Consider the following 25,072-nt stretch of genomic DNA (forward strand, 5'->3'; position numbering starts at 1 on the left):
ACTCAAAATGTACAGATTAAAAAATAATGTTTATGCATGTATTGATCAAGGTTGTCTAGTTTTCTTAGACTCAAGAAATTACCGATATTTCCAATTGAATGAGAAAGATACAGCAGAATTGCTAAATTGTGAAATAGAGAAAACTAAATTTAATAAATTAATTGAAAAACAGATTATTGAGTATGATAGAGAAAATAAGTTAGAAACTATTGTCAAAAAGGAAAGAGAACTACCACTAAATAGTATTTTATCAAATACTTATGCTGCAAAAAGACAAGTGAATTTTGGAAATATTGTAAAAGTAGTATTCATTAATACTTTAAATAAAGCACGGATAAAGTTTCTAAAAAGTCCTTTTCCGAAATTTAGAAATAAAAGTACGTTTAGTAAAGTTAATGATAATAAGATCGCTGAAGTTATCGGGACTTATAACGCCTGTATAGTTTTTTTACCATGGAGTAAAGTAGATGAGTGCTTATTTCAGTCAATAAGCTTAAAGCAGTTCCTTATGTTACATGGTATCGATTCTGAATTAGTAATTGGAGTTAAAACGAAACCATTTAGGGCTCATGCATGGTTAGAAAAAGATAGAAAAATATTAAATGATGAATTGCAACACATTGAAAAATATAAGCCAATAATGGTGGTAAAGTAATGTTTAGATATATGCTGGAATTTAAAAAAAGCACAGACTTTAACTCTTCTATTAACTATAGTTTGTTAAATAAAGAATTGGAAAAAATAGAAATAAATTCAAAAACAAATCTATGGTTAAGTCACCCTACCAGTTCAGGTGAAACTTATTTCTTTAGCAATGCAATAATTATTGGTAAATTATTTAAAAAAATTAAAAATAAATCTTCTAAAGTTGAAAATAAAAATAAAACAATTATAACTATTGAAGAGCTTGTTAAAGATTTTTGGGGCTCATATATAGCTATAATTTTTGATAATGAGAATGTCGAAGTTTTTAAAGATCCAGCATGTTCATTTGATTTTCTATGGACTATAAATAATGAAAATACAATTGGGTTTTCAGATGTAGAGTTTTATAAAAAATATAGTGAAAGTAATTTGGAAGTGAATGACAAATATGTGGCTGCATCTTTATGCTATGAGAGATTAAACCTAAGAGAAACCGGCTTTAAAAATATCAGCAATCTACTTTCAGGTGAGAGTATAACTTTATATGATTTAAAAATAAAAACTATATGGTCACCTGAAAAATTTGTAAAAAGTGATAATCTAACAATTGATGTGGCAATGGATGAGTTGAGAAAAGTTGTTATTGACTGTGTAAGTTGTTGGGGTAACGAATATAATAATATTTTGTTGAATCTATCAGGAGGTTTGGATTCGAGCTTAGTTGCTACTATTCTTAGAAAGCATACAAATACTAATATTTACGGATTGAACTTATGTTTTGACTCTGAATTAGGTAATGAAGAGCGATATGCTAGAGATGTCAGTAATATGTATGAATTTCCACTTTTTGTATTTAAGATGGAAGAAAATAAATTTAATCTAGAAGATAAATTAAGTATATATCCTATTCAATATAAGCCATTGAAATATGGTTTAGGTTTTGAAATATTAGATAAAGAGTTAGAGATTCTAGAAAAATGCAATATTGATTCTATCTTCTCTGGATGTGCAGGGGATGTATTATTTCAAACAAAAAATTCAATATTTATTGCTCAAGACTATTTTAGAGATAATGGCTTGAAGGGATATCTTTCAACAGCAATAAGAACAGCTGAATTAACAAATAATACAATTTGGTCAGTTTTTAAGAAAACTGCTGCTTCTATATTATTTGGAAGTAGGAGGTACGCGTATGAAGGAAAAATTGATAAAAGTATTTGCAATGAAAAATATAAACAAGTTATTGATAATAAATATTTATCTCATCCATGGATAGAGAATATTTCTCATATCAACAATGGGAAGAAATTTCAAATATTCTGCTTGGCAGATTCTCAAAACTTCTATACCAATTTTTATACCTCTAATTTTGTCGATAATTTACATCCATTGTTATCTCAACCAATTATGGAGTATTGTCTATCCATTCCAAGTTATATTTTGACACCTCAATTAATTAGTAGAGGACTTATTCGTGAAGCGTTTAAAGACTACTTGCCAGAAAGTATATATAGGAGAAGGACGAAATCAGGGGTAGGTTCATATTATGCTGATATTATCGAGGATAATTTTAATAATATTACCGAAATTTTGTGTAATGGAAGCTTGGTTAAAAAAGATATTATTTCTAAATTTGATCTAAATTTATTAATAGAAAAGTCAAAGAATAATGATACCGTTAAAATGGAGCTATTTAGATTATTTACAAGTGAAATGTGGATGAGAAAGGTTGAAGGAAAAAAATTATGAATTATTTAAAAAAAACAAATTTATATATACTATCTCAATTTGTTCTATCATATATTTTTAATAACAATGATAAGAAAATTGTATTTAACTTCTTTACATATATTTTTATTATTCTACTTTCCTCTTTAGCTACAGTTCTAGCGCCTCTAGCTTTAAAGTATTCAATTGATAGTTTTAGCTCAGGGGCTGAAAATGCAATTTTAGTAACTTCTATTCTATTAAGTTTGTACGTAATATCACAATCCGCATCTCGTTATCTGATAGATTTACAATGGACTTTTTTTTGCAAAATTGAACAAACTATACATAGCTTGATGAGGAATGAATCGATTTCACATATTATAAATTTACCAGTTAAATATTTACATAATTACACTTCTGGGAAGTTAGTACAATCTATTAGTAACGGTACTCGGAGTGTAACTATATATTTGCAATCTTTTATCCAAGTTGGCCTTTTAATCATATTTCAAGTTGTTGGTACATCAATTGTAATCCTTTCTTTTTATGACGTTTCCTTTTTGCTGATTATTTTATTTGGAATTACTTTGTATATTTACTATTTTGTTCAAGGTAATAATAAGATAATGGTTTCAAATAGGGATGTGGTAGAAGATCAGAATAATGTTAACTCTGACTTAAATTCGGCTTTTTTATACCCTGAAACTAATAAGTATTTAAGTGTTGAAAAAGACTATATTGAAATAATGGGTAAACAAAATGAAAAGCTAAAAAAATCATATATTACATATTTCAACACTACAATATCTGTAAACTTTGTAACAACAATAATTTTTACTATCCTCTTAGGTTTAATTACGTATTTATCTTATTCAAAGCTACTTCAAGGAAAAATGACGATAGGTGATTTTGTTTTGATGATTACTTATTTGCTCCAATTAGTTAAGCCAGTTGAAGCTGTAGGTGGTGTTATGAGACAAGTGAACCAAGGTAGGGTTTTTCTTGATAATTATAAAAAAATTAATAGCCTTTCTACAGAACAAGAAATTTGGAAAGGCAAAAAAAATATTGAAAAGTCTTATATTAATATAGATATTAATTCTTTAAATTTTATTTATCCTAATAATAAACATACAGCACTAGATAATGTTAATTGTTCTTTTGAGAGTAATACAGTAACTGCAATTATAGGTAGGACTGGTTCAGGAAAGTCTTCTCTTGTAAAACTTCTTTATGGTTTTTATGATGATTACGAAGGTGAAATTAAATTTAATAGTATTGATATAAGAAGCCTTAGCCTAAAATCTTTAAGAAATAATATTTCAGTTATTTCTCAAGAATGTCATATCTTTAACTTACCTATCTGGAAAAATATTACAATTGGAACTGATCGTAGTAAAGATGAAGCAATAGAAGTTGCTAAAAAGTTTAAAATTCATGAGTTTATTTCTAAATTAGATAAAAGTTATGACACTGTTGTAGGTGAGCATGGTGTTAAGATTTCTGGCGGAGAAAGACAGCGAATTTCACTTGCGCGAGCTTTTTTAAGGAATTCACCTGTAATTATTTTTGATGAGCCAACCTCTTCATTAGACTCGGTTACAGAAAAAGAAATTATGGATTTATTATTTGATAAATTCACAAATTCTACGATTATTATTATTGCACATAGATTAAATACTATTCGTAATGTTGATAAAGTAATTGTTTTAGATGGAGGTCGAGTTATTGAAACTGGTAAATATAGTGATTTAATTTATACAAATAATAATTTAAAAGATTTGATGAAAGAAATTGATTAAAGGAATATTTATATGATTTTAGATTATTTTGATCATAATTTTATTGATGAGTTTGTAGCTAATTATAACAAATCTAGTTGGTTTTATAGAAAGAATATTTTTGATCCAGATATGTTATGCAACTGGTCGGAACTAAATTATACTATTTCTATATTGGACTCTTATAATGATGTGTTAATGTTAGGTGAAAGTGGTTTTGTTTCACCATATAATTTATTCAAAGATAAGAAAAAGAGAGCACAGGAAATTTCAAATGTCTTTAATAAATATATTTTCAATGGTTACACTTTTGTCCTAAATAGTGCGCACACGAAGCACGTCAAGCTTGCTAAGTTCTGTTCAAATCTGTCCCAATTTTTATGTACGAATACACAAGCTAATTTATATGCATCTTGGAAAAATTCACGTAGTCCTTTTGGGTCTCATTGGGATGAGCAAGATACTTTCATTATTCAATTAGAAGGATCGAAAAAATGGAAGATTTATGATTTTGCAGATCTAGACCCTGTAAATCATAAACATATAGTAAAGAAAAGTGAAAAACTACTTGCCGAATTTACTTTGCAAAAAGGGGATGTTTTATATGTTCCAATGGGGCAAATACATTCGGCTGAAACAGGAGATGATATTTCTCTACATGCAACTATTGGAATTCATAGGTATACCGCTTTAGATTTATTAGATTGGCTGAAAGATGATTTGTCTAAAATTCCTGAGTTTAGGAAAAGAATGCCAAATATAAATGATAAAAAACAAATGGAAGAATTTGTTTCAAACTTCTTTTCTAATTTATCTAAAGTTCAATGGAGTTCTAATAAAATTCATAATGTTATGCATCATCTTAAATCTAATTTTAAATTCAATTCTCTTTTAAATTTACCCTATGTAGGAATTGAGTCAGCTGATGCAAATTTTGCGAATCAAACTTTTATATTAAATCATTTTATTAGATATGAGAAAGAACATCAAAATGGATTAATTATTACTAATGGACTAAAGAAATGGGTTGTGCCTAAAGAGATTTCAGCTTCTTTTAATGAGTTGTTATTAGGAAAGCCAGTTCACTATTCTACTCTTTCTAGAGAAGGATTTGAGAATGGTATGCAGATTAATTATATTAATAAAGTTTGTACAGATATGATTCATGCTGGAATTATCACTATTTATAATTAATTTTAATAATAGTTTCTTAATTTTTTGATGACTATAACATCAAATTTTACTTTATAACTATAAAAGGGCATTTAACCCTTTTATAGTTATAAAGCTTAATTTTTCCAGCTTTATCCAGCAAGCCAAATAGTTTTATGATCACATAAAGGGCTTAAATTTTTAATTCGCTGATTATCTCGCTCAAACCGACCAAAACCACCAGCTAAATCTAATTCTTCGCCTAAAGCAATTTTCTTACTTTTATAAGTTAAAGTTTGATTTTTAGGATCCCATTCTGCATATCCTTTAGGGAAAATAATTAGAATATCATTTACATATAGACATTCTTGTTTTAACTGCAACGGGCCCCTTAATCGTGCAGAGGAAAAAAAGCCATTTGATTGATAACTTGGTATTTTCACATGGCTATTTTCGACCCTCGATACTTGTGGCTGACAAGCGACCAAAAGTATATTAATAGCGGAACAAATCAATTTTTTATAAATATCCAAGTTCACACCTATATGTGAGTTAAATACACTTTGATATTAATCGAGGGGATCATTCCCAAAAAATTAATTTGTTAGGAAAGAGTATCTCCGTCTTAATTCTTCCGTCTCGATCACCGTTGCTACCTTTTAATATTAGATTTTTCAAGGATACTTATAGCTTTATTCGAGATCGTACAGACGCTTACCATCTTGTCCTTTATTGAAAGAATGCAGCCGTTAAATTTGATTAAAGATAATTATAAGAAGAGGCGGAAGGAATCAGATTTTTTAGCTAAGCAATAGACATAAAAAAACCACCTAATTCTTTCGAATTAAGTGGTTTTTAAATTTTGGAGCGGGAAACGAGACTCGAACTCGCGACCCCAACCTTGGCAAGGTTATGCTCTACCAACTGAGCTATTCCCGCAATGTGAGCACATTATAGAGTGTTTCACTAAAGTGTCAACACTCTTGTGATTTAATTGAACATTTAATCAGCACGACGCCAAACTGTACCTTGACGCGTATCTTCTAATACAACACCTTGGTCGAGTAAAGACTGACGAATACCATCTGCTTTAGCAAAATCTTTTGCTTTTTTTGCATCCACACGTTGTTGAATAAAATCTTCAATTTCAGCATCAGACAAAGCAAGCGCTTCTTGTCCAATATCTGATTTTAAGAAATCATCTACATTGTGTTGTACCAAACCTAAAATGTTGGTGAGGTGACGTAGTGTCGAATAAAGCACAGTCGCTTGGTCTGCTTGCTCTTCTTTTACAGCACGGTTCAATTCTTTGTTCAGTTCAAACAATACCGCCATTGCCTCGGCTGTGTTGAAGTCATCACACATTGCATTGTTAAAGCGTTCAACAAAACTTTGATCAAGCGTTTCAGTTGTCGTTTGACCATACACTTGTTGGTAAGCTTTAAATGAGTGATAGAAACGAGTTAAAGAAGTTTTTGCTTCTTTAAGTGCCACATCAGAGAAGTTCACAGGACTACGATAGTGTGAAGACACAATAAAGTAGCGAATCACTTCAGGGTGGAATTTCTCCATCACGTCACGAATAGTAAAGAAGTTGCCTAAAGACTTAGACATCTTTTCACCATCAACGTTAATAAAGCCAACATGCATCCAGTAGTTTACATATTGTTCGCCAGTTGAAGCTTCACTTTGCGCAATTTCATTTTCATGATGAGGGAACATTAAATCTGAACCACCACCATGAATGTCAAAGTGATTGCCTAAGCAGCAAGTCGACATGGCAGAACATTCAATGTGCCAACCCGGACGGCCATTGCCCCAAGGAGATGCCCAAGATGGTTCATTTTCTTTGGCATGTTTCCAAAGTACAAAGTCAAACGGATGTTTCTTTTCAACTTCTACGTCAACACGCTCACTTGCACCAGCTTGCATATCATCAAGCTTACGACCAGAGAGACGACCATACTTCTCAAATTTGGTGACTTCAAAATAAACATCGCCATTTGCAGCAGGGTAAGCAGAGCCTTTATTGACCAGATTACCAATCATGTTTTGCATCTGATCAATATATTCAGTCGCTTTAGGTGCTTCATCAGGTGCAGCACAGCCTAAATTAGCTGCATCTTCGTTCATTGCATCAATAAAACGAGTAGTGAGCTGCTGAATGGTTTCATCATTTTCATTCGCGCGTTTAATAATTTTGTCGTCAATGTCGGTAATGTTACGAATATAGCGAACATTCCAGCCTTGGCTACGCAAGAAACGAATAATGTAGTCAAATGCAACCATAACTCGAGCATGCCCGATATGACAGTAATCGTAAACGGTCATACCGCAGACGTACATATCGATGTGACCTTCTTTGCGAGGTACAAATTCAACTTTTTTTCGTTGCTCAGAGTTATATAAAACAAACGGTTGCATAAGGGTTTTCAAACACTCAACAAAAACAGTGTTACATCATAACTGATGCATCATTTTTCACAAAGTTTTATACAAGAATTTTATAAGCTTGTGAAATCTTATACATTTAAAAACGTGTAGATGATTGAGTTATGTTAGAATGCCCCCAAATCTTTTGATTAAAATCACCGATCTTCACAAGAGATCAGATCAATTATTTTGAGTCAAACTCGTATGCCCAACCCTACAGATTTTCAAAGCAGCGCATTAGCAACCTTGCGTATTGAGCAGCAAGCCCTAGACGTGTTAGCAACACAAATTAATGACAGTTTTAATCAGGCCTGTGAAATATTGTTACAGTGTAAAGGCCGTGTTGTGATTACTGGCATGGGGAAGTCAGGGCATATTGGCCGTAAAATGGCTGCGACTTTTGCTTCAACTGGTACACCATCTTTCTTTATGCATCCGGGCGAAGCTGGGCATGGCGATTTGGGTATGCTGGTTCGTGGTGACGTTTTAATTGCGATTTCCAATTCTGGAAAAAGTGATGAAATCATGATGTTGATGCCACTTATTAAACATCTTGGTGTACCTCTTATTACCATTAGCCGTACTGATAAAGGGCCAATGCCTCAAAATGCCGACATCGCTTTAACTTTAGGTGAGTCTGATGAAGCATGCCCACTCGGATTAGCTCCGACATCAAGCACAACTGCAACCTTAGTATTGGGTGATGCGCTGGCTGTTGCCTTACTTGAAGCGCGTGGTTTTACTGCAGATGATTTTGCTCGCTCGCATCCTGCTGGAGCATTGGGTAAGCGTTTACTTTTACATGTAAAACACCTCATGCATACAGGCGATGAATTGCCAAAAGTTTCACCAGATACTCCAATGAATCAAGTGCTTTACGAAATTTCTAATAAGCGTTTAGGCTTGACCACGATTGTAGATGAACAGGAACACTTGCTTGGTATTTTCACCGATGGTGACTTGCGTCGTTTAATTGATAAACAGCAAGGTTTCGATGTGAATTTACCTGTTTCTGAAGTAATGACAAAAAAACCGTCGACTATTTCTCAAGAAGCACGTGCGGTAGAAGCTCTACAACAGCTTAACCTGAAAAAAATCAGTCAATTTGTTGTGGTGGATGACCAAAATAAAGTGATTGGTGTAATTAGTATGCATGACCTTATTCAGGCAGGGGTAAATTAATCAATGGCATCTTATGCATTGTTAGAACAAGCACGTCATCTACAGGCATTGGTTCTGGATGTCGATGGTATCTTGAGCGATGGCTTTGTAACTTTAACCAATAGTGGCGATGAGATTAAATCATTCGATATTCGTGATGGTTTAGGCATGAAACTTGCGCAGCAAGCAGGCATGAAAGTCATCATTATTACAGGTCGAAAAAGTAATATTGTTGAAAAGCGTATGTCTGATTTAGGCGTAGACCTCGTTTTTCAAGGTCGTGAAGACAAAGGTTCTGCGTTACGTGAAGCTTGTGCACAGTTTAATATTTTGCCTTCCGATTGCTTGTATATGGGCGATGACTGGCCTGATTTATCTGCTTTTGCAATCGCAGGAATGAGTGTCACTGTGCCAAATGGTCATGAAGAAGTACGTCGCCGTGCGCATTTGGTTACCCAGTCGATGGGCGGACGTGGTGCTGTACGAGAAGTCTGTGATATGTTGCTGATCGCAAAAGGCATTTACCAAGAACTTCTTGAAAAATATCTTGCAGTACCGCATTAATAATAAGATTACTTAAAAAGGTAGGCTATTCCTGCTCATGGATACCAGAGTTTTATCTATTGTCGCTGTAGTTATTGCTGCTATAAGTGGTGGTTATTACTACTATAGTGGCAAAGCAAAAAAACTAGACATTGCTTCGGCGAAGAATATGACATATTCGGCGCAGGGCGTCCATTTGACTCAAACTGATGATCAAGGCAATTTGTATATTCGTGCTGAAGTTCGTCAGCTTGAACAGGATATGCAACAAAAAACATCAAAGTTGGATCAACTCAAAGCATCTATGTATAAAGATGGCAAAGTTGATGCAACGTTCTTTGCGAAACAGGCAAATGGTTATGATGATAATAGTAAAGTTATCTTATCGGGTGATGTGGTCGCAACTAAACTTGCTCCACAAGGAAAGATTGAATTCCAAACCGATGAGTTAACGGGTTATCCAAAAACCAGAGAAATTGAAACGAATCACCAAGTGGTTGTTCAATCTCCACAAGGCGATTTTGTTAGCAAAGGATTAAAAGCCAATTTGAATAACGGTCAGTACGAATTTTTTAATATTCGAGGAAAGTATGCACCAAAGTCTTAATTTAAAACGTTCTTCAGCTTTCCTAAAACAAGCTGCGGTTATTACATTCGTTGCTTTAACATCAGCTTCGACTTTTGCGTTGCCGTCTGACCGTAATCAACAAATTTCACTTGTGGCAGACCGTGCAACTTATAACGAAAAAACTGGTTTGACGACATACACTGGTAATGTCGTGATTGAGCAAGGTACGATGAAGCTTCAAGCTGATTCGATTGTTGCGACGTTAAACTCTAAGCGTGAAATCCAAACCATTACAGCTAAAGGCCGACCGTCTAAGTTTCAGCAACAAATAAGTGCTGATAAAGGTGTGGCACGCGGTGAAGGACAAACCATTGTTTATAATGCAGATACCGGCATTATTACATTGAATGGTGGCGCATATTTATATCAAGATGGTTCTAGTATTCGTGGTAACTCATTGAAATATAGTATGAATAAAGGTGATGTTGAAGCTCAGGGCTCATCATCAAATCGTGTGCAGATTATTATTCCACCATCAAGTTCAAAAAGCTTTCCAGGAGCGCGTGAATAATGCAACAAGCTCTTCAACAACCCCAAACTTTGTGTATTAAGCACTTAGGAAAAAACTATAGTAAGCGTTGGGTCGTCAAAGACGTATCTTTTAGTATGCAAAGTGGACAGATTGTTGGTTTGCTTGGCCCTAACGGTGCAGGGAAAACCACAAGCTTCTATATGGTTGTAGGGCTAGTGCGCATGGACAAAGGTGAAATTCACCTTGATGATCTTGATATGTCTGATTTGGCAATGCATGAACGGGCACGCAAGGGTATTGGATATCTTCCGCAAGAGGCTTCTATTTTTAGAAAGCTGACCATTGCTGAAAATATTATGTCCATTTTAGAAACACGCAAAGACCTAAATAAGCAACAGCGCCAGCAACGTCTTACTGAATTATTAAATGACTTTAAAATCAGTCATATTAAAGATTCATTGGGAATGAGTGTATCTGGTGGTGAACGCCGCCGTGCTGAAATTGCACGTGCATTGGCTGCCGATCCTAAATTTATGTTGCTTGATGAACCATTTGCCGGCGTTGACCCAATCTCGGTTGGAGATATTAAAGATATTATCCAGACTTTGAAGGATCGTGGCATCGGTGTACTCATTACTGACCATAACGTACGTGAAACTTTGGCAATTTGTGAACGTGCATATATTGTGAGTGAAGGGGCTGTAATTGCAGAAGGTACACCACAAGAAATTCTGGACAACGAACAAGTCCGTAAAGTCTACTTAGGTGACGATTTTACAGTTTAAATAAAATAGTTAATCTATTTGTCTAAAAAGAGGTCAAGGCCTCTTTTTGGTTTTTTTGTATTTAATTATTAAAAACAATAAATTAGCGCATTCACTTGAGGAAAATGTAATGTGTGAATTATTCCTGCAATTATGCTTCTTTATGCAAAAAAATATGTAGAATGTAAAAGCTTTTAAACGATAACAAACAAGATCAACAAGACAAGCATGATTGGATATAACCAGAGAAGAGTAAAAAGGACATGTAAAAAGCCGGCTTTCCTGAAAGGGTTGATGCTTTTAACTTCATTGCATGTGCCTGTGGTGATATATGCTGCTAAACCAAGTGAGCAATATCACACTTTAAAAGACAACTTATCGCAACTTTTTGCCCCTAAAAGTAGTGATGAATTTAAAGTTGCCAAGATGCAAGAGCTGAGTAATTTTAAGCTAGATCGTTCTAGAGTTCAGGAGTTTCCGACTGTTCAACTCAATGATAGATCAGCTGCATCTTATTCAAATTTGCCATCAAGGCAAATGACTTTGCAGGAAGCGGTGAAAATCGCAATCCAGCGTAACCCGGATATTTCTCAAGCCATTTCCACTTTAGCTGGTCAAAATGCAGGTATTGATTACGCCAAGGCGGGTTATTACCCTCAGCTTTCAGGTGGAATTACTACAGGTGACTTGAGTAGTGGTGAGCGTGGTCGGCAGTTATTGACCTTAAATGCAACTCAGATGCTCTATGATTTTGGTAAAGTTAAATCAGGTGTAGATGTTGAGCAAGCCAAGGTTCAAGTCGAGCAGGCCAATGTGCTGGTCAGCATTGATGATATTGCACTTGATGTCGCGCAAACCATTGTTAATATTCAACGCTACCTTCAATTAAATAAAATTGCCGAGCAGCAAATTGCAGGTATTCAACGTATTCAGGATATTGCGAATTTACGTGCAAATGCCGGTATTAGCAGCCAAGCTGACCCAATCCAAGCCCAGTCTTATTTGCAAGCTGCCCAGTCTGGTTTGATTGCTCAGCAATCTTTATTACGTCAGTACCAACAACATTTAAGAACATTGCTAGGTGCAGATGTATCTCGAACTGGCTGGATTATTTCAGATGATTTGGTGAAAGTGTCCGATTTATATGGTGAACCTGAATTCAATACCATTCCAAAAATGATTGCGGCGCAAGCGAGTGTTGAAGTTGCCAAGGCACAAAAGGAACAGACCCGTTTAACACGTTATCCAACTTTGTCAGTCAAAGGTTCCTTAAGCCAGGCCATTAATGGTCGAAACCCAAACAATGATAAAGATGACGGCCTATACAGTTCCGTCATGCTTGAAGCAAGCAGTCAGTTTTATCAAGGTGGAGCCGTTTCTTCTCAGGTAAAAATGGCGAGTTATGCCGAAGAAGCTGCAAAGTCTAAGGTCAATTCAGTTTATATGGATGTTCTTGACCAGATCAGAACGAGCCGTGAGCAAATTGAAAATAAACAACGTCAAATGCAGGTGTTGACCAATCGTCAAGCCACAACGGTTCGTACACGTGAACTTTATCAAGAGCAGTACAAGCTCGGGACACGTTCATTGGTCGATTTATTAAATGCAGAGCAGGCCATTCATAGTGCTAATTCAGAACTTGAGTCTGCACGTTATGACATCTACAACAGTATTGTTCAGTACATTTCGGCAACAGGACGTTCCCGCCAAGCCTATGGCTTAAATAATATTTCAATTCAGGGGTTCGAAGTACAACCATGATGACAAAAATAAACTACCAGCCCTGGTTACAGTCGGTCTTAACGATTGCTAAACATTATCGAATTGAGCCTTCAGAAGAAAGAATCCGTTTGCAACTTGACTGGAACCAGAATCAAAATCTTGATGATGTTTTACAGCTCATTACACGTCAGGTTGGTCTCAATTTACGTAAAGTACCTTTTTCTTTAGACGTACTGAATCCGTGGCGCCTGCCTGTCATGGTCGAGTTTAACGACGGACAGGTCGGTGTTGTTGATAAAGCTGATACTCAAGGAAATGTCAGTATCCAGTTGAGTGGAGATCACGGCCTTTCCCAAAATTTAAGCTTAGATGTCTTAAAAAAGACAATTAAGAATGTCTATATTCTGCGTCCTGAAACTTCTATTCCCGATGCGCGTATTGATGAATATATCAAACCGTATGAAGCAAGCTGGTTCTGGTCAATTGTACTCAGAGACTGGAAGCGCTACGTTGATATTATGTTTGCCTCACTCATTGCCAATGTACTGGCACTGGCAACCATTATTTTCTCAATGCAAGTCTATGACCGTGTTGTACCTTCACAGTCTATCCCGACTTTATGGGTTCTGGCAGGCGGTGTACTGATTGCTGCTCTTTTTGAGTTTACCCTACGTATATCGCGGGTGTATTTATCCGACATTATTGGTAAACGTGCTGACTTACGGGTTTCAGACCGTGTATTTGGCCATGCATTACGCATCAAAAATAAAGACCGGTCAAAATCTACCGGTAGTTTTATTTCCCAGATTCGTGAGCTCGAAGGGGTTCGTGAACTGGTGACTTCTACCACCATTAGTGCAATTGCCGATTTCCCGTTCTTTTTCTTGTTCCTGACCATCTTTGCGATTATTGGCGGGAAATTGTTCTGGGTAATGTTGCTGGTTGTGCCACTTATGCTTTTGCCGGGTATTCTGGCACAGAAGAAGCTAGCGCAGCTCGCACAAGAGGGTATGAGAGAATCTTCAATTCGTAATGCTATTCTGGTAGAAGCAGTGCAGGGTATTGAAGATATCAAGCTTTTACGTGCTGAATCACGTTTCCAAAACCAGTGGAACCACATGAATGAAGTTTCAGCCGACATTGGTATGAGACAACGTAAAATCGTTGGTACCTTAATGGCATGGACTCAAATGCTTCAAGGTCTGACCTATGCGATTGTGGTTTTAGTGGGGTGTTTTGCCGTAATGGATGGTGAAATGACCACAGGTGCCTTAGTTGCCTGTTCAATTTTATCTTCACGAATGTTAGGTCCAATTGCACAGATTACAGGCGTTCTAGGACGTTTACAGCAGGCGAAAGTTGCAAAACAAAGTTTAGATGAACTTATGCAACGTCCGATTGATCAGGCTGACCGTTCACATCTGGTACATAAGGCTGCTTTAAATGGTGATTACGAATTAAAAAATGCCTTGTTCCAATATGGAGAAGATGACCCGAGACCAAGTTTGGCAATCCGTCATTTAAAAATTCGCGCGGGTGAAAAAATTGCAATTCTGGGGCGTAATGGGGCGGGTAAATCAACATTGCTTCAGCTTCTATCTGGCATGCAAGTCCCAACTCAAGGTTCGGTGTATTTAGATGGTCTGGATCTGTCTTTAATTGACCCATCTGATGTACGTCGTGATATGGGTTTACTTAACCAGAATGCGTATCTTTTCTACGGTACGATTCGTGAGAACCTTACTTTGGGTGCTCCGCTTGCAACCGATGAAGAGATTCTTCGCGCTTTAGTGGTGACGGGTGCATTGCCTTTTGTTCAAGAGAAAAAAGAAGGATTAGATCACCTGATTTTAGAGGGTGGCGTTGGTTTCTCGGGTGGTCAGAAACAAGCATTATTATTGGCTCGTTTATTGATTCGTCAACCTAACATTTTATTGTTAGACGAACCAACAGCAGCCATTGATGATGTGGCCGAGAAGCAATTGATTGATCATTTAAAAGGATGGCTGGCACATCGGACTTTGGTGGTTGCGACTCACCGCCGAGCTGTTTTAGAACTGGTGGACCGTATTATTGTGGTTAACGATGGCAAAATCGTGATGGATGGTCCAAGAGATCAGGTCCTTAATCAATCAATAGCCCAACAAAAACAAGTGCAAGGGGGTAATTCATGAGCGAACCACAAAAAGAACAAGAACTCACCCGTTCAATGAATGTCTCTTATAGTGAGCCACCATTACCACGTGCCAGTTTAGTAATCTGGATTGTGGGGATTGGCTTAGTTATTTTCTTTATCTGGGCATGGGTATTTAAACTTGAAGAAGTGTCTACTGGTACGGGTAAAGTGATTCCATCGTCTAAAGAGCAGGTGATTCAGTCTTTAGAGGGCGGTATTTTAACCAAGCTGAATGTACAAGAAGGCGACATTGTTCAAAAGGGCGAAATTCTTGCGCAATTAGATCCAACCCGTTTTGCGTCTAATGTGGGTGAATCTCGATCTTTACTGATCTCTGCTCAGGCAACAGCAGCGCGTTTGCGTGCGGAAGTTAATGGTACGCCATTGATTTTTCCCGACATTGTGATGAAAGAACCAAAACTTGTACATGAAGAAACGGCGCTATATCGTTCACGTCGTGCTGATCTTGAGCAAACACTTTCGGGTTTAAAACAGGCTTTGCAACTGGTGCAACAAGAACTGGCGATGACAGAACCGTTAGTGGCTAAAGGTGCGGCAAGTGAAGTTGAAGTTTTGCGTTTACGTCGTGAAGCAAATGATTTGCAAAACAAAATGAATGATGCGCAGAACCAGTATTATGTTAAGGCTCGTGAAGAGTTATCGAAAGCAAATACGGATAGTGAAACGCAACAACAAATCGTGCTGGGTCGTAGTGATAGTTTAGATCGTGCAGTGTTTAAAGCACCGGTACGTGGTGTTGTAAAAGAAATTGCAGTCACAACCCATGGTGGTGTTATTCCGCAAAACGGTAAATTGATGACGATTGTTCCGATTGATGAGCAGCTGCTTATTGAAGCGCGTATTTTGCCGCGTGACATTGCCTTTATTCGTCCAGGACAAGAAGCACTGGTTAAGATTACTGCCTATGACTATTCAATTTATGGTGGTTTAAAAGGTAAGGTTACGGTTATTTCACCGGACACGATTCGTGATGAAGTGAAACAAGACCAATTCTATTATCGTGTTTATATCCGAACTGATTCTGACAAGCTTTATAATAAAGAAGGTAAGGCTTTTGGTATTACACCGGGTATGGTGGCAACAGTAGATATTCGTACAGGTGAAAAAACAGTACTGGATTACTTACTTAAACCGTTTAATAAAGCGAAAGAAGCGTTACGAGAAAGATAATAAAAAAAGCCCCGAGATTCGGGGCTTTTTTATGGGTTTGATTCTATTAAATTCACGTTATAATTTGATTTTTATTATGCTTTATTTAATTTATGGCTTTTACGATTGCATCCCAGATTACATTTGAAGAAGAAATTAAAAAAAGCAGATTTCAGGCTATTGCTGCGCCAGTTGAAAATGAACAGCAAGTTAAAGAATTTTTAGAACTTAATAAAGATATCTCTACAACTCACCAATGTTGGGCGTGGAAAATTGGGCATAACGTGCGCTTTAACGATGATGGTGAACCGTCAGGAACAGCAGGCCGTCCAATCTTGGCGACCATTGAAGGGAATGACCTGACGAATATTATTGTGATGGTTAACCGCTGGTATGGTGGAATAAAACTTGGAACAGGTGGGCTTGTTAGAGCATATGGAGGCTGTGCTGGGCAATGCTTGCTTTTGGCCGAGCGTATTGAACTCATTGCAAAGAAAACGATTTACTTTTCTTGTCACTTTAATGAGTGGGCCATATTTCAATATGAACTTACTCAACAACAAATTGAATATCAGGAAACCTACACTGCAACAGGTGTAGATATTGAAGCAAGGCTACAAATACATCAAATTGAACCGCTTGCCTTGAAACTCCGAGATGTAACACGTGGCCGTGAAGAGTTAAAAATTGAAGAGGAATTAACTGATGACTGATTCCTTATTGAAATATCGGGAGCAACATAAGCACCGCTTAAACTATATGCCATGGTTATATTGGACTTTAAAGCCTAAACATCGTGCTTGGGCTGAAGAATGGCAAAAAGAATATCAAGCTTATTTGATGGACATGGAAACCGTTGAGATTGGTGAAAACTGTTTTATTTCACCGTTAGCTCACATTTTTGCTGAGCCAGGACGTAAAATTATTATTGGTGATAATTGCTTTATCGCAGCAGATTGTAGTCTGCATGGACCGCTTGAAATTGGTAATGAAGTCGCGATAAATCATCATTGTATTTTAGACGGTGGACGAGCCGGCATAAAATTGTATGACCAAGTTCGTATTGCAGCATATTGTCATTTATATGCATTTGATCATGGGATGCAGTTAGACCGTCCACTTTACCAACAGCCTGTCACTTCTAAAGGAATTGAAATTGAGCAAGATGTTTGGTTAGGGGCACATGTTGGTATTAAAGATGGGATTAAAGTAGGTAAGCATGCTGTGGTCGGGATGAATAGTATGGTGACCAAAGATGTTGAGCCTTACCATATTGTCGGTGGAAATCCCGCAAAATTTATTCGTTTAAGAGAATAATGCAGTCTTAAGAATGTAATAAAATGTTTGATCTTTAAACAAAAAAGTTGATTTTTATACATAAACCTTAACATACCAATTTTTATCTATGTTAAGTTAAAGCTAAGTTTTAATAATAATCTCCAAGGCAATAGACCTTAAGAAGAGAGGCTAACATGAACCGTGTTATTGCGTGTATTGACTCATCACCGTGTATTAATGCTATTGCAGATGCAGCAGCATGGGTGGCTAAAGCAACCGGACGAGAACTTGTATTATTACAAATTCTAGACTATTACCCTGCAAGTTATCATCTTGGTGAAATTAGTGGAGTAATTGGCTTTGAAAGCAATGCAATGCTGCTAAAAGAGTTAGCTGAGCTGGAACAAAAACAAAGTGAACTCGCTTTAGACTATAGCAATAATTTACTCCGTCATATTTCTGATCTTATTCAAGAAAAACATGGTATTACCAGTTCAAAAATTCAAGAAAAAGGTGATTTTTTAGAACAAAGTTTTAATCTATTGCATGAAAATGACATCGTCATTTTAGGCCGAGTCGGGGAGCGAGCTGCCGAAAAACATAAACCAATCGGTAGTAATGTTGAGAACTTTATTCGCGGAGCCAATTGTACTGTTTTAACCATTGGGGAAAACTTTAAAATACCAACCCGTTTTATCTTTGCTTATGAATATTCACCAACTTGCCAAAAAATGATGCGCCGTATTGCCCAAAGTGATTTATTGCGAACACTGCAATGTCATTTGGTATATGTGGGTGATCATCCAGAAATATTAAATGAACCTGAGCATTACCTGAAACAAGCGGGCATTGATGTTGTGACCGTTTATCGCTATGGTGATGTTGCACAAAATATTTTAGAGTACCAACAAGAACACGGTATTCAAATTATTGTGCTTGGCGCATTTAGTCATAGCAAGATTCATCAATTCTTCTTAGGAAGTATTGCGACAACCATATTCCGAAACGCGACTGTACCGTTACTTGTGGCTAAATGATAAGATTTCCATATAGTTATCCGCAAATCTTGTGGATAACTATATGGAAAAGCAACAGTAATAAAAGTAATTTATTGATTATAAATAATAAAATAAAAAAGATGATTTTTTAACCATTATTTCACAATTGCAATTGCGAAGCCATCATGACCTTTTGAACCAACCGTTTGTAAGGCTGTACAAGACAATATTTGTGGGTGATTTTCGAGAGCTTTAAACATTTCACGGATGCCTTCAATACTCGGTTTTTTATTATCTGGATTTAAAATATCACCTGCGCGAATCACATTATCCAGCACAATAATCGTACCCGATCTAGAGAATTTTAGGCTCAATTCTAGATATTCTGGATAGCCCTGTTTATCTGCATCAATGAAAATAAAATCAAAAGGCTCAATAGATTGAGGATCAATTGTAGACAGAATATCAGCAGCGCGGCCAGCTCTAAGATCGACATTTACTGGAAGGTTAGCATGGTCGATATTTTTTTGAGCCATTTCTGCATGAGTAGCACGGCCTTCAATTGTGAGTAAATAACCATCTTCAGGCAAAGCACGACCCAACCAGATGGTACTGTATGCAGCAAAGGTTCCAATTTCTAAAACTCGTTTGCATTTATTCATTTGAATAAGCATCTGCAAGAACATACCTTGATTAGGTGCCACTGCAAGATGATTTGAAAAGCCGTGTTCGTCGGTATTCTTTAATGCATATTCGAGTCGCGGGTCTTCAGGAATTAAATGTGAATCGATATATTGGTCAATGTCTGTCCACATCTGCTGCATAATCAAATTTACCTATATGTTGATCGGGCTATTTTAAACGTTTATGTCTAGAGTGCAAAAACCTTCGGTTCAAGAAATTTTGGTTGATTATTGAATAAGCAAATTACTTTTTCTAAACCGATCACCAAAATTAAAAAATGATCACAAAAGGCTCATTTATTGCTTATTTTATAAATGATTAGTTAGGAATGTATAAATAAGATGAATATTACGTTGGGTGCTTTCACAAATGTAGATCTTGAAGAAGCTATTGAAGTTTATTGTTTAGCTTTTAGTCGTGAGCCATGGAATGAGCAATTTGATGATTTAGAACCAATGAGAAAATATTTTGAGAGTTATTTTCAATCTGCATGTTCTTTTGGCTTTTGCGCAAAATGGGAAAACCAATTAATTGGAATTGGGATGGGGCATATTCATCCGACCATACAAGGAATACGTTATTCTCTAGATGATTTTTTTATACATCCTCAATATCAAGGCAAAGGAATAGGTACCCAGCTTTTAAAGCATATAGAAGGAAAGTGTAGGGAAAATAAAATAGAAACGATTGTTCTACACACGTTAAGAGATTCTATTTCTGAAGATTTTTATAAAAAGCATGGTTTTAAAACGCGTTCAAAACTTATCTCTTTAGCTAAACGCTTGTAATAGGCTTATGTAAAAACTCCTTTCGATTGAAAGGAGTTTTTTAATTTAAAAATTACACATCGAACTGTTTCGGGTGAGGTCTGGTCCCCAAGTGCGATAGCCTTGAGTATCAATATGAATTTGCCCAGAGCTATATAATCCAATACCCATATTTAAGCTTTGACCATGCTGAGCCCAGAACTGACAAAGTTTAAACTTGGTATTTTCGATAAATGCATAATCTTGAGCTTGTGGGAACTCAGGGCCAATACGGAAATCGATTGCCGAATTAAATAAATGTTTAGATGAGCTTGCGCCACCAGCACATTCATTTAAAGGTAAGTCACGGTAAACCGAGGTTACTTCAAAGTCGGTTAGAACTTTTGCTGCTACTAAATATTTAAATACGCGTAGGGTCGATAAAGAATTGCCCCAAAGTTCGCGATTAGGCACGGCATATTCTGAGCGTCCACATTTTTGCCAATCACGTGCTGAGCGTAATAACTCAAAACTTGGCACAATGCCTGCGACGTTGTTTCGGGTTAAGAAATTTTCGTATTCACGAACACGTTGGTAATTTTCACCAGAACCTAACCAGCCTCGATAAGACGCAGGCTCAACTTTAGGGGGGATCGGGCGCTCGATAATAACGCGCTCTTGTGGAATAAAGATTCGTTTACCACTTGGAGAGGTTTTGCCTGTTGTTGTGTGTTGGGGAGAGCTGGCACAACCTATCATAACCGCTGGGATTATGCATAAGGGAACCATACTCTGCAAAAACTTCCGCATAAGAAAAATTAAGCACTTATAAATATTGCGGCTATTTTAATGCAAAATAGTGCACAAATTACGAGGAATTTGCAATGAAATGTTTGAATAGGGTATAAAAAAGATCAGCGGTTGCTGATCTTTTTTTTGAAATTACTTTTCAAGATATTGTAATTTATCAGGTTTGCCATTCCATTCTTCACGGTCAGCTGGTTGATCACCAATTTGCGTAATGTTAGGCCATTTTTGAGATAGATCAGCATTTAATTCAATAAATACTTCCTGACCTTCTGGTAACTCATCTTCAGAGAAAATTGCATTTGCCGGGCACTCTGGTTCACATAATGCACAGTCAATACATTCATCCGGATTAATCACTAGGAAATTCGGACCTTCGTAAAAACAGTCAACAGGACAAACTTCTACGCAATCTTGGTATTTACATTTAATACAATTTTCAGTGACAACAAAGGTCATGGCGACAGCTACCTAAAAAATATGGTTTCATTTCGAATAGCTTATTTTAGGCAAAAAAGGGGTAAACAAACAATTGCTTTTATTGATATTCTTTATTCATGCATATGAAGATAAGTTAATGCGTTGATAATCAAACAGATCTTCGAGCCTTAGGAACTGCGAATCTATAAAATTAAAATAATAATATATTTTATAAAACAATAACTTAAAAAATATTTTATTTAATTATTTAGATGTCATTTGAGTCAAGGCATCTATTTTAATAAATGCCTTAACTTTTCATTTTTTCTTTTACAAATTTTGATTTTCAGCTTTTTTAGCTAAAAATCCTTAAATCTTGAGAGTTAAACGTTACACATTAAATGAATATCTTCAGGTTCGAGCTGCCAAAGTTGTTGATCTGGAGCACTTAAAGGTTGTGCTCCATGCTTCATATAGAAGTCTACAGTGCGCCGACTTGGGGTTGCTGAAATATACAGTTGTTTTGCACCGAGTTGCTTAGCGGACTCTTTTGCGGCTTGCATAAGCTTAGCACCAATACCTTGACCTTGCTGGTCTGCATCGACATAGAAATAGTGGAGTAACTTTGCGTGAGGGTAATCCACTATAAGTTGATTTGAGACTACACTTACACCAACGAGTTTTTCAGAAGCATCAAATGCGCCGACAAATATTGAACCTTGCTCAAAGAGTTGTTTCAGTTTAGGTGGGTCATTTTCTAGATGATATGCGTCCCAATGTTGTACATCAAAAAAACAATCAACTAAGTCTAGATGTTGCTGTTTTTGTATGTAGTTTTGAGTAATTAATTCACGGCGGCTAATTTGCTGCCAAATAAGATCGATTTCTGAATATTGCAAAGATCTTAAGATCATATAAATATTATTCTCCAATATGAATAAGCAGACCGAAGCCTGCTTATTCAGGCGTGATTTATTAAGATTTGAGTGCAGCTTTCAGCTCATAGAGTTGTTCAAGTGCCTGACGAGGCGATAAGTTATCGACTTCAATTTGCTTAAGTAAATCTAGAGCTGGGGATGAAACTTCGATCTCGACAACTTTTTCTATAATTTGTGAACCAGTGTTTGCATCTGGTGGAGCAAACAAATCATTTTGAAAGCTGGTTTGTAGATGTTGCTGCTGCTGTTTTTCTAAGATACGCAAACGCTTCTGCGCTTCTTTAATAACATTGGCAGGAATACCCGCTAATTTTGCAACTTGTAAACCATGACTTTGACTCGCAGGGCCTTGCTGAACTTTATGCAATAAAATCAAATTGCCGTTTAGCTCTTGCGCCGTCACATGATAGTTATCAATACCTGCTTCACTACCAAGTTCAGTCAACTCAAAATAATGAGTGGCAAAGAGACATAAACATTTTATGCGCTTCGTTAAATCAACTACGCAAGCCCAAGCTAAAGATAAACCGTCATATGTACTGGTTCCGCGGCCAACTTCATCCATTAAAACAAGCGATTGATTGGTCGCATGATGCAGAATTTGCGAAGTTTCTGTCATCTCAACCATAAAGGTAGATTTGCCTGTAGATAAGTCATCGGCTGAACCAATACGAGTGAAAATTCGGTCAATTGGACCAAGCTTGGCTGCTTTAGCAGGAACATAGCTACCACAATAAGCAAGCAAACTAATTAATGCTGTTTGACGCATGAAGGTTGATTTACCGCCCATGTTTGGACCGGTAATAATTGCCATACGGTGCTGAGCATCAAGGAAAGTATCATTTGGGGTAAATGGAGCTTTATTTAATGCTTCAACCACAGGGTGACGACCTGCCTGAATTTTAATGCCTGTTTCTGGGGTAAATTCAGGACGTGCCCAATTATTTAAACGTGCTTGATGAGCAAAGTTTGCCACCACATCAATTTGAGCAATTGCTGAACTCATCATTTGAAGATGAGCAATATTTTCGCGCAGATTTTCAAGTAAAGCTTCGAATAATGCTTTTTCACGTGCTAATGCGCGCGACTCGCTCGACAGAACTTTATCTTCAAAACTTTTTAGCTCTGGCGTAATGTAGCGCTCAGCATTTTTTAATGTTTGACGGCGAATATAGTCAGCAGGGGCTTGTTCTGCTTGAGCACGAGTCAGTTCAATGTAGTAACCACTTACACGGTTATAGCCGATTTTAAGGGTGTTAATACCTGTGCGCTCGCGTTCTTTGATTTCTAAATCAATTAGGAACTGACCTGCATGATCGCGAATTTGGCGTAATTCATCGAGATCAGCATCATATCCTTCTGCAATTACATTGCCATCACGAAGTAATACTGGCGGATTCTCAACAATTGCTGCCATCAAATGATGATGAAGCGCTTTAAAATCTCCAAGTTCTTGATCAAGTTGAACTAATAGTTTTGATTTTTTCGCTTGAATGACTGGAGTTAGCGTTGTTCTTAAAGCTGGAATTTGTGCACAAGCGTGACGGAGCTGCACTAAATCGCGTGGTCGCGCACTGCCCAATGCTACACGGCTAAGCACACGCTCAATATCACCAATTTCTTTAAGAACTAAACGAAGAGGACTTTCATGGTAGCCTTGAATGAGTTGCTCAATCGCATCTAAACGAGCATCGAGTAAGGCCGTATCACGAACAGGTTGCATGAGTGTGCGGCTTAATAAACGGCCACCCATTGCAGTTTGGCAATCATTTACCAGTTGGAATAATGATGTTCCATGTTCAAACAATGGCTCGATAATTTCTAGATTACGGCGCGTGATTGGGTCGAGCGCAATAAAGTCTGTACTTTGTTCAAGCTGAATTGAACGGATATGTGGTAATGCAGTTTTTTGGGTTTCTTTTGCATAGTGAATGAGTGCAGCGGCAGCAGCTTTAGCTAAAGGTAATGGGTCTAAACCAAAACCTGAAAGTGTTGATACCGTAAACTGATCACATAAAGTTTTTTGTGCGTTATTTAGATTGAAGTCTACATTTGGACGTTTGGTAACAGGGCATTCTAAGTGTTTTTTAATTTGCTCGATAATATTTGTATCGACCAAGTCTTCATCAATCAATATTTCACTTGGCATTAAACGCGCAAGTTCAATAGGCAATTGTTCAGGCTTGTAATCTTGTTGTTGAACTTTAAAAATGCCTGCACTTAAGTCGAGTAACGCGAAACCAATCTGGTTTTGATGAATGCATAATGAAACGAGATTAGACGATTGATAACTGCTGAGTAAAGCATCATCAGTTAAAGTGCCAGGTGTAAGAATACGAACAACTTTACGATCAACCGGACCTTTACCTGTCACTTCTCCCACTTGTTCGCAAATGGCTACAGTTCGCCCAGCTTTGACAAGACGTGCAAGATAACCTTCTGCTGAATGATAGGGAACGCCTGCCATTGGAATCGGGTTGCCGTTTGCTTTACCACGATGGGTTAAGGTAATACCTAAAAGTTTAGCTGCTAAATGGGCGTCTTCAAAGAATAGTTCATAAAAATCGCCCATACGATAAAACAGCAACGCATGTTGATAGTCTTTTTTAACCTTGAGATATTGCTGCATCATTGGAGTATGGGTGGAGAGATCGGCCATGATTTCAGCGCTATTCATGCGTAATAAACCCTTAAAAAATCAATAATATTTTACGTTTGGTCATCTAACCAATTCTAACAACTTCTGTGTAAATTGGACTTAATCTAAGAAAAAAGTATACCTTTTAGTGTACCTTTTTTATGTCAAAATTGAGTCAACAGTGTGTGAGCTTAACTTAATTTCTC

Annotated in this window: 23 protein-coding genes and 1 tRNA gene; 16 read left to right on the forward strand and 8 right to left on the reverse strand. The window is 36.7% G+C overall.

Annotation, left to right across the window (positions count from 1 at the left end; all coding sequences use genetic code 11):
- Positions 1-7 precede the first annotated feature (7 nt).
- The 4 genes from ACS125_RS10275 to ACS125_RS10290 are packed head-to-tail and all read left to right on the forward strand — an operon-like array spanning position 8 to position 5,330.
- Complete coding sequence (locus ACS125_RS10275) at positions 8-655, forward strand: lasso peptide biosynthesis B2 protein (RefSeq protein ID WP_238612429.1); 648 nt, start codon at positions 8-10, stop codon at positions 653-655.
- Complete coding sequence (locus tag ACS125_RS10280; protein ID WP_443271900.1) at positions 655-2,394, forward strand: asparagine synthase-related protein; 1,740 nt, start codon at positions 655-657, stop codon at positions 2,392-2,394. Before ACS125_RS10275 ends, ACS125_RS10280 begins: the two co-directional genes overlap by 1 nt.
- On the forward strand, positions 2,391-4,157 hold the full coding sequence (locus tag ACS125_RS10285; protein ID WP_238612427.1) for an ABC transporter ATP-binding protein: 1,767 nt from the start codon (positions 2,391-2,393) through the stop codon (positions 4,155-4,157). Before ACS125_RS10280 ends, ACS125_RS10285 begins: the two co-directional genes overlap by 4 nt.
- Before the next feature lie 12 nt (positions 4,158-4,169).
- Positions 4,170-5,330 carry a JmjC domain-containing protein gene (locus ACS125_RS10290; protein ID WP_353156836.1) on the forward strand — a complete coding sequence of 387 codons (1,161 nt, stop codon included), beginning with the start codon at positions 4,170-4,172 and terminating at the stop codon, positions 5,328-5,330.
- Positions 5,331-5,440: 110 nt separating this feature from the next.
- Here ACS125_RS10290 and ACS125_RS10295 read toward each other — a convergent pair whose 3' ends face one another.
- From ACS125_RS10295 to cysS, 3 genes are all read right to left on the reverse strand, one after another.
- Positions 5,441-5,821, reverse strand: coding sequence for a hypothetical protein (locus tag ACS125_RS10295; protein WP_443271903.1), 381 nt, complete (start codon positions 5,819-5,821; stop codon positions 5,441-5,443).
- A 330-nt stretch (positions 5,822-6,151) separates the two neighbouring features.
- Positions 6,152-6,227 (reverse strand) — tRNA-Gly (locus ACS125_RS10300).
- 63 nt (positions 6,228-6,290) lie between these two features.
- Positions 6,291-7,712 (reverse strand): cysteine--tRNA ligase, encoded by a 1,422-nt coding sequence (gene cysS / locus ACS125_RS10305; protein ID WP_151964724.1) that lies wholly within the window; start codon positions 7,710-7,712, stop codon positions 6,291-6,293.
- 213 nt (positions 7,713-7,925) lie between these two features.
- On the opposite strand from cysS, the gene ACS125_RS10310 reads away from it, so the two are divergent.
- The 11 genes from ACS125_RS10310 to ACS125_RS10360 all read left to right on the forward strand — a co-directional run bounded on the left by ACS125_RS10310 (position 7,926) and on the right by ACS125_RS10360 (position 18,672).
- The gene (locus tag ACS125_RS10310; protein ID WP_013198420.1) at positions 7,926-8,903 is read left to right on the forward strand and encodes a KpsF/GutQ family sugar-phosphate isomerase; all 978 of its coding nucleotides are present in this window, start codon (positions 7,926-7,928) and stop codon (positions 8,901-8,903) included.
- 3 nt (positions 8,904-8,906) lie between these two features.
- On the forward strand, positions 8,907-9,446 hold the full coding sequence (locus tag ACS125_RS10315; protein ID WP_002122322.1) for a KdsC family phosphatase: 540 nt from the start codon (positions 8,907-8,909) through the stop codon (positions 9,444-9,446).
- A gap of 37 nt (positions 9,447-9,483) precedes the next feature.
- The gene (lptC, locus tag ACS125_RS10320; RefSeq protein ID WP_004793421.1) at positions 9,484-10,032 is read left to right on the forward strand and encodes an LPS export ABC transporter periplasmic protein LptC; all 549 of its coding nucleotides are present in this window, start codon (positions 9,484-9,486) and stop codon (positions 10,030-10,032) included.
- Positions 10,016-10,564, forward strand: a complete 549-nt coding sequence (lptA, locus tag ACS125_RS10325; protein WP_004793419.1) for a lipopolysaccharide transport periplasmic protein LptA — start codon at positions 10,016-10,018, stop codon at positions 10,562-10,564. The genes lptC and lptA overlap by 17 nt, the downstream gene beginning before the upstream one ends.
- Positions 10,564-11,310 carry an LPS export ABC transporter ATP-binding protein gene (lptB, locus tag ACS125_RS10330; RefSeq protein ID WP_003650837.1) on the forward strand — a complete coding sequence of 249 codons (747 nt, stop codon included), beginning with the start codon at positions 10,564-10,566 and terminating at the stop codon, positions 11,308-11,310. The genes lptA and lptB overlap by 1 nt, the downstream gene beginning before the upstream one ends.
- Positions 11,311-11,583: 273 nt before the next feature.
- Positions 11,584-13,050, forward strand: a complete 1,467-nt coding sequence (locus ACS125_RS10335; RefSeq protein WP_174727378.1) for a TolC family outer membrane protein — start codon at positions 11,584-11,586, stop codon at positions 13,048-13,050.
- A complete protein-coding gene (locus ACS125_RS10340) occupies positions 13,047-15,185 on the forward strand; it encodes a type I secretion system permease/ATPase (protein WP_174727375.1) in 2,139 nt (712 codons plus the stop codon). The genes ACS125_RS10335 and ACS125_RS10340 overlap by 4 nt, the downstream gene beginning before the upstream one ends.
- Complete coding sequence (locus ACS125_RS10345) at positions 15,182-16,378, forward strand: HlyD family efflux transporter periplasmic adaptor subunit (RefSeq protein ID WP_443271908.1); 1,197 nt, start codon at positions 15,182-15,184, stop codon at positions 16,376-16,378. The genes ACS125_RS10340 and ACS125_RS10345 overlap by 4 nt, the downstream gene beginning before the upstream one ends.
- Before the next feature lie 92 nt (positions 16,379-16,470).
- Positions 16,471-17,070 (forward strand): IMPACT family protein, encoded by a 600-nt coding sequence (locus ACS125_RS10350; RefSeq protein ID WP_004793414.1) that lies wholly within the window; start codon positions 16,471-16,473, stop codon positions 17,068-17,070.
- Positions 17,063-17,674 carry a DapH/DapD/GlmU-related protein gene (locus ACS125_RS10355; RefSeq protein ID WP_443271911.1) on the forward strand — a complete coding sequence of 204 codons (612 nt, stop codon included), beginning with the start codon at positions 17,063-17,065 and terminating at the stop codon, positions 17,672-17,674. The genes ACS125_RS10350 and ACS125_RS10355 overlap by 8 nt, the downstream gene beginning before the upstream one ends.
- A 155-nt stretch (positions 17,675-17,829) precedes the next feature.
- The gene (locus tag ACS125_RS10360) at positions 17,830-18,672 is read left to right on the forward strand and encodes a universal stress protein (RefSeq protein ID WP_004793411.1); all 843 of its coding nucleotides are present in this window, start codon (positions 17,830-17,832) and stop codon (positions 18,670-18,672) included.
- A 116-nt stretch (positions 18,673-18,788) separates the two neighbouring features.
- Here the strand turns inward: ACS125_RS10360 and ACS125_RS10365 are convergent, their stop codons facing one another.
- Positions 18,789-19,457: an O-methyltransferase gene (locus tag ACS125_RS10365; protein WP_443271913.1), complete on the reverse strand. Its 669-nt coding sequence runs from the start codon at positions 19,455-19,457 to the stop codon at positions 18,789-18,791.
- Between the two features lie 201 nt (positions 19,458-19,658).
- On the opposite strand from ACS125_RS10365, the gene ACS125_RS10370 reads away from it, so the two are divergent.
- A complete protein-coding gene (locus ACS125_RS10370) occupies positions 19,659-20,105 on the forward strand; it encodes a GNAT family N-acetyltransferase (RefSeq protein ID WP_151962438.1) in 447 nt (148 codons plus the stop codon).
- 45 nt (positions 20,106-20,150) lie between these two features.
- On the opposite strand, the gene ACS125_RS10375 is transcribed toward ACS125_RS10370, so the two are convergent.
- The 4 genes from ACS125_RS10375 to mutS form a co-directional block, all read right to left on the reverse strand.
- On the reverse strand, positions 20,151-20,873 hold the full coding sequence (locus ACS125_RS10375; RefSeq protein WP_174727366.1) for a D-Ala-D-Ala carboxypeptidase family metallohydrolase: 723 nt from the start codon (positions 20,871-20,873) through the stop codon (positions 20,151-20,153).
- A 132-nt stretch (positions 20,874-21,005) separates the two neighbouring features.
- The gene (gene fdxA / locus ACS125_RS10380) at positions 21,006-21,329 is read right to left on the reverse strand and encodes a ferredoxin FdxA (protein WP_003650851.1); all 324 of its coding nucleotides are present in this window, start codon (positions 21,327-21,329) and stop codon (positions 21,006-21,008) included.
- Positions 21,330-21,673: 344 nt separating this feature from the next.
- Positions 21,674-22,204: a GNAT family N-acetyltransferase gene (locus tag ACS125_RS10385; RefSeq protein ID WP_238612422.1), complete on the reverse strand. Its 531-nt coding sequence runs from the start codon at positions 22,202-22,204 to the stop codon at positions 21,674-21,676.
- Between the two features lie 61 nt (positions 22,205-22,265).
- Positions 22,266-24,905 (reverse strand): DNA mismatch repair protein MutS, encoded by a 2,640-nt coding sequence (mutS, locus tag ACS125_RS10390; RefSeq protein ID WP_443271917.1) that lies wholly within the window; start codon positions 24,903-24,905, stop codon positions 22,266-22,268.
- Positions 24,906-25,072 lie beyond the last annotated feature (167 nt).

This window comes from Acinetobacter sp. PFS20 (assembly GCF_052261015.1).
Classification (GTDB): domain Bacteria; phylum Pseudomonadota; class Gammaproteobacteria; order Pseudomonadales; family Moraxellaceae; genus Acinetobacter.